Origin of the sequence: Segatella salivae DSM 15606 (genome assembly GCF_000185845.1) — a bacterium.
Lineage (GTDB): Bacteria > Bacteroidota > Bacteroidia > Bacteroidales > Bacteroidaceae > Prevotella > Prevotella salivae.
The window spans coordinates 3,090,508-3,096,771 of record NZ_GL629647.1 but is presented as its reverse complement, the minus strand read 5'-3'; the positions used below and the strand labels follow the sequence as shown (position 1 = coordinate 3,096,771).

Genomic DNA, 6,264 nt, shown 5'->3' with positions numbered 1-6,264 from the left:
AGGCATTACCACTTTAGATGAGTATCTCCATATCTTTGCAACAACTAATTCCAAACCTTTTGGGAAATGACTTTCGCCGAGCGCGGAAACTCCAAACCACTCGGGAAATGACTTTCGCCGAGCGCGGAAATGTCAAACCTTTCGGGAAATGAGTTTCGCCGAGCGCGGAAATGCCAAACCTTTCGGGAAATGAGTTTCGCCGAGCGCGGAAATGCCAAACCTTTCGGAAAATGAGTTTCGCCGAGCGCGGAAATGCCAAACCTTTTGCGGAATGATTTACGGGAGGCCCGCAAACTTCAAAACCTTTAAAAAGCGATTTGCGGGAGGCTATAAAGGCGCGCAAGAAACGATTGAAACTACAATAGAAATACCCTTGTGGATAACGTTTAATATACTCCGAGTAGAGTGTTTTTCTTGTTACACCACGCTTTCTTAAGGCGTTTGGCATAGTCGGGAAGTAGAGCGCATCTAATCGGGGACTATGATAAGTTGTTGGAGCAAGTCCAAAGAAATCAAAAAGTGTAGCGCCATCCTTATAAAGAAGTTCTTTGGCGGTGTATCAACGATAATTGTCTTCGATAATCTCAAAGCATGGGGCAATTAAAATTCAAATGAAAGGAGAATCTATGAGGAAAAGAAAAAATATATGAAAGAATAGGAAAATAAAAGAAAGTGAGAAATCACTTGCAATGTAAAGATATTATATCTATTTTGCAAAATAAATAATAGTAATAACCGGCAAAAGAAGCTACGATTGAGAAGCCAAAAAAGATGAACGCTAATAACAAAAGTTATAAAATAACTACATAGGGTCAGTTTTGAAGATTACATGGGGACAGTTTCAATGAATTTCTCATATTTCGGGAAGCGGATTTGGCGCTCCCTAGTATTTACTTGGCCATTAGTACATGATGCTAAAACCAAGTATGTAAAAATCAGGAAAACTAACTTTCTCTTCATTTGTTATTTACTATTTCTGGTTTCTTGGATTTCCATCTGTGATGACGTCATCATTTGATATGCTCTTCGATGTGCGTTTCACTCTGTCATGCAGCTTTCCTATACGCAGGCTGACGTTTATACCGAAGCTGCGATAGTCACGTCTTACATTCGTAAAGCGATTTGTAAAGTCGGCAGTTTCGGTAAGCTGTTCTATACGCAAATCATTTTGGAACAGATTATTTCCATAGACGGTCACCGTCAGCCTGTCGTCTTTCAAGAAAGAACGAATCAACATAAGACGGTACATCATGGAGCCTTCGGTATACCCTTGCAAATCTAAGCTTCGGCTGTTCAGCGAACAACCGGCTACCATTCTCAACCTCCATGGTAGGTTCTTCTGTAAATTGACCGAAAGACTGCTTGAATATCCATTATTATGCTGTCCCAGCTGTGAACTTTTAAGATTGGTATATGCTCCGTTTGCATTGACATTCAAGATGGTGCTCCCAGAGAGGGCCCACCGGATGTAAAGGTTCAGATAAGCATTACTTCTCTTGAGCAGATTGCCATACGTGGAGATAAGGGTGGCATTTTCCCCTGTTACCATATTGTCGGTCAGGGAGACAGGATTACCCCAATAGGAGTAGCCGATGATGCCACGATCCTGTAAGTCGAGTCCTGCCGTCATGTTTATTCCAAAGCGTCGGGCAAATGAGTTGAACGAGAGGCTCAGGTTATGCGAGGATGATGTAGTCAGATTAGGGTTTCCCATCTTGATGACAGTAGGATTCGTCCGGTCTACATAGGGATTCAGATTCCAGATGTTGGGGCGTGATATGCGCATGGCATAAGAGAACGTGAGCATCCGTGTCTCCCCTATACGGTAGCCGATTGACAAGGAAGGGACCACGTTATCGAATTGCGCACCGAAACTTTCATGACGCGTCAGGAGCTTATCTTCAGGATAGCTTACTTTCTGCGAAGAATGCTCATAACGCAATCCCATCTTTCCTGATATTTGCTTGTGCCGTATGGCATATTCCGCATATGCGGATGAAATATCAGTCCTCTGTCTGTAAGAAAGAAACTGACTCTGATCTTCCTCAAAAGGGTCTTCCGTACCTGCCGTTCTTGTAGCTTCGACATTGTCACTCTTATGGCTGCGATGGATGTATTTAGCCCCCACACTCCATGTATGCTTTCCACCTCTGGTTACGGTATAGTCTATCTGACCGGTATGTTCGTCCGTACGCAGGTCGGACGTGGTACACAGGTTCCTGAAACTTAAATCCGGTGTCTGGCCTTTTTGCCAGTAATAAAGGCTGGAGGACATAACGGTGGAAGGTACTGCTGAAAAGCGATACGACAGCGTTATGACACCGCCATGTCTGCCAAACGTGTGCTGGTAATCGATTCCTGCGTACAGGCTATTAATTCGATTGCGTGACGCATGCTCATTATCGAAGCTGTATCTATGCCCACCATTGCCGTCGTACATATCAGTGTGCATGTCCGTCCGGCTTTTCCCTGTGTAGTTCTCTACTCCTGCCGTCATACTGATCAAGTGGCGGCTGTCAAACTCATAGCTGCCGCCCAATTCCATGAAATGGGCGGGTGCCTTGACCTGATAATCAGAGTAGGAGTGCATCTGTCCTGCTGCCGACAGCGTTTTACCTGTGCGTTCCGTCTCCTGCCATGCCTTGGGTGGTCTTGAATAGCTTACTCCGTCCGTGACTGACAGGGTTAATTTCCCGACCTTGGCCAGGCCTGACACGTTTGCGCTTTGTGCTATATTCATTACTCCCACGCCCAGACTGACGTTGTAGCCTTCCAGCTTCGAACTGCCTAACGTAATGATGTTGAGTATCCCTGCCACGCCCTCCGCATCATATTTGGCACCGGGATTCGTAATGACTTCTATCTTCCTGACGGTCGAAGCGGGGATGGTCCTCATCATCTCCGTGGGCTTGTTGCTCATCATGGTGTTTGGCTTGCCGTTCACATATACCTTAAAATCAGTACTGCCCTTTACTTTCACGACATCATTCCCCTCTACCGTAACCATAGGCACCTTCCGCAGCATTTCCAACAGCGTCATGCTCCTGCTGTCGGGATCATCGGCTGCATGATAGGTTATCCTGTCGAGCTCTGCCTTTATCAGCGGGCGTGAGGCACTGACCTGCACCTCCTTCAGATGTACGATAGAGTCTCTCTTCTGACTGAGGGTGTCATTGCGAGTCTGTGCAGAGACTCCCCCCGTACTGGCTATGTACAGCAGCATGAATATCAGCCCTACTGTCCGGCTTTCAGCTATTCTCGTCTTCATTCTTCCACGGTTTTTGATACATGAAACTCAAAAGTGTTACTGCCTAACAGTCCCAGACCATCGGTACCTTCCACGACTCCTATAAATTGTGTATTGATGTCGGAAGTCCAGAATGGCACGGTGGCATCTCCGTTCTTGTCAGTCTGGACAGAGGGACTCCATAGCAGTGTATTCCGTGCATCGGGGAGTGGGGACAGCATCTCCACGGAATCGGGCGTATAGAACTCGCGTTGGCCATAGTAGCCCTTGACACGCGTGATGTTATTCATACGGAGCAATTCCTCATCGGTGTAGATAGGACCCTCATACTTTATGTCCTCGACATCTTTGACGATCGATATTCCCTGTGTATTAGGTTCGTATTTTATAATCCGATACACCTTTCCGATAACGGGTTTCCTCCGAACATTTAAAGTATCTCTACTATGTTGAGCACATTGGACAGGTGCTCTTTCATCTCCCATTAAGTGGGAATATCCCTCTTTGTAGTTTTCTAAAAAGCCGTGTTTGCAGACCCATGGGCCTAAATTTATATTTACCAGGCTATCCAGCCTCCCCATGAACTTATCCCTGAAGGGAATCCTGCGCTTCCTGGTGACAAGTACCTCGTTCAGCAGCACTGTCCCTGTCTGGGTTGTGACAAGCTCCGCGTCTTTCTTTTCTTTCTCGACATTGTTCAAATAAGATTGGTATGATTTTTTCGACTTCCTTATGGAGTCTATCAGTACCGTACCATCCGAGAGCGTCAGATGTGGCTTGAACTCTTTTCCCAGAAGTGGCTTGATATAGACATATCCACCCCGAAGTGTATTCATGACAGACACGGGAACAGAGAAGTTGCCCACGGAATCGGTCCATAGGAACTGACTATCCCCGGAAGGTCCGAACACCTGAATCACCTGCTCACCTCCGTTGGTGGTATTTCTTTTCATCTTACGACTTCCCACGGTTTCTCTTCCGATGATGCTGTCACATAGGAATGGTTTCCCATGATAGTCTTTCCGACTTGCCTGCCAAGTATACCGCCGCCACCCTTGCGTAAGAAGTAGCAGGTCCAAGGCTTGCAGCCTGTCCGGATTCTTACGGTCGAAGTAGTAGGCAGGGTGATGAATGTTACCACGTATTTGGGTCGAGAGAAAATTATAAGACAGCATCGTTTCCCGATAAGATGGTTTCATGTAAGCTTTGTCAAAGATACTCACGCATATTTCTGCCTGTACCGGTTTTCCCTCGGAATCGGTCACATGTATCCTTACTTTACCTTTATCACGGCGTGAATAGACTTCTTTCGACGGACGAGCTGTTATCGCCAGCTGTTTATCAGGCAAGACATAGAACAACCTTTCAGCTACCGGACGCTGCTGCTCATCGTAAAGGGTTGCCTCGGCAATTCCCTGTCCGATAAACTCGCTCGTAGGCAAAGTGATGATGAGGCTGTCCCGAAGTACCCCGCCGGCCTGATAGCAGGGAACACCACGCATCTGCACAAACAGAGATATGCGGCGAGGCATGCTTTCCTTAGACTGTCTCACCGAGAACACGACATTTTTTCTGTCTGTGTGTTCCAAATGCATTACCATGCCCGAACGGAGAGATGTGGGAAGAGGAAACTCTTGCCCATTGGTTAGTCGTACCGTGTAGCGGATTCCTTCTTGAGGGACGAACGAAAAGAGCCCCATTCCGTCATGATAGCTTTCTATGTCCAATATCCTCGCTCCATTTTCACATAGCCAGCCATTCAAGGGGGCAGGCATACCTTGGTTGTCTGTTGTCTTAAATGCAACATAGTTTTTTATACCCTGAACCAGATAGCCCCCCTCCGGATACAAGCCAAGTCTAATGTTATCTCTCTGCTGTCTAGCTTTCGTGTCTTGTGGTTTCTGTTTGTCGATTCGGTCAACGACCCTTATTTTTTGAGGAAAGATGGCCTCCGTACTGTCGGCATAGAACGAAGACAGAGTATATCCTTCCACCCGGTATTCCCCGGTATTCCATTTCTCCCCGATGAAGACGTGTCCCTCAGCCCGCCCACCGGAAATCGGATATTTCTCATTCCACACAAGACTGTCGGCGGGATCATAGATTCTCAGAAAGAGAGTCCGGCTCCTGTTCGACACTGTTAATAAGGAGCGGTCGAACAGCCATGCTTTGAACCACATGTCTTCCCCCGTCTCATAGGTCTCCTTGCTGAAGAGCATGTACGGCTGGTCCTGAGGCAGTGCCGCACGGATTACCTCCAAGTCTTGTGCAGTATGCGGTTGACTCTGACCGGATGCAGTCAGGAAAAACAGACTCAGCAGGAGAGACACTCCGAGATTCTTACAGGTTCTCATAGAATGCTTCTTACAGTTACGTAGCAGGGGCTGCAGCAGCACCCCCATGCATGCTAAGATTAGATTACTTGTACTGGAAAAAATCATTGAAACTTTCCCATGTAATCTTCGAAACTGACCATATGTAGTTATTTTATAACTTTTGTTGTTAGCGTTCATCTTTTTTGCTTTTCAATCGTATCATCTTTTACCGGTTATTACTATTATTTATTTTGCAAAAATAGATATAATATTTTTACATTGCAAATGATTTCTCACTTTCTTTTGTTTTTCTTTTCCTCATAGATTCTTTCTTTCCCATATAAGTGTGGGGTACGTTATAATAATGTCCCAGCAGACGTACATGCCCATTACGCTGAACCGTTAATTTCCATATCTTTGCAACAACTAATTCCAAACCATTCGGGAAATAACTTTCGCCAAGCGCGGAAACTCCAAACCATTCGGGAAACGACTTTCGCCATGCGCGGAAATGTCAAACCTTTCGGGAAATGAGTTTCGCCGAGCGCGGAAATGCCAAACCTTTCGGGAAATGACTTTCGCCATGCGCGGAAATAACAAACCTTTCGGGAAATGACTTTCGCCGAGCGCGGAAATGTCAAACCTTTCGGGAAATGAGTTTCGCCGAGCGCGGAAATGCCAAACCATTCGGAAAATGAGTTT

4 protein-coding genes are annotated in these 6,264 nt (G+C 46.2%); all 4 read right to left on the bottom strand.

From position 1 onward, the window contains the following. Positions 1 to 13: 13 nt before the first annotated feature. A complete protein-coding gene (locus HMPREF9420_RS14310) occupies positions 14 to 448 on the bottom strand; it encodes a hypothetical protein (protein WP_169309708.1) in 435 nt (144 codons plus the stop codon). A gap of 522 nt (positions 449 to 970) precedes the next feature. After that, positions 971 to 2,716, bottom strand: a complete 1,746-nt coding sequence (locus HMPREF9420_RS12050; protein WP_248628118.1) for an outer membrane beta-barrel family protein — start codon at positions 2,714 to 2,716, stop codon at positions 971 to 973. A gap of 548 nt (positions 2,717 to 3,264) precedes the next feature. After that, on the bottom strand, positions 3,265 to 5,241 hold the full coding sequence (locus HMPREF9420_RS12045; RefSeq protein WP_248628117.1) for a hypothetical protein: 1,977 nt from the start codon (positions 5,239 to 5,241) through the stop codon (positions 3,265 to 3,267). Between the two features lie 747 nt (positions 5,242 to 5,988). After that, the coding region (locus tag HMPREF9420_RS14035) for a hypothetical protein (RefSeq protein ID WP_007136000.1) at positions 5,989 to 6,264 on the bottom strand (276 nt) is incomplete at its 5' end.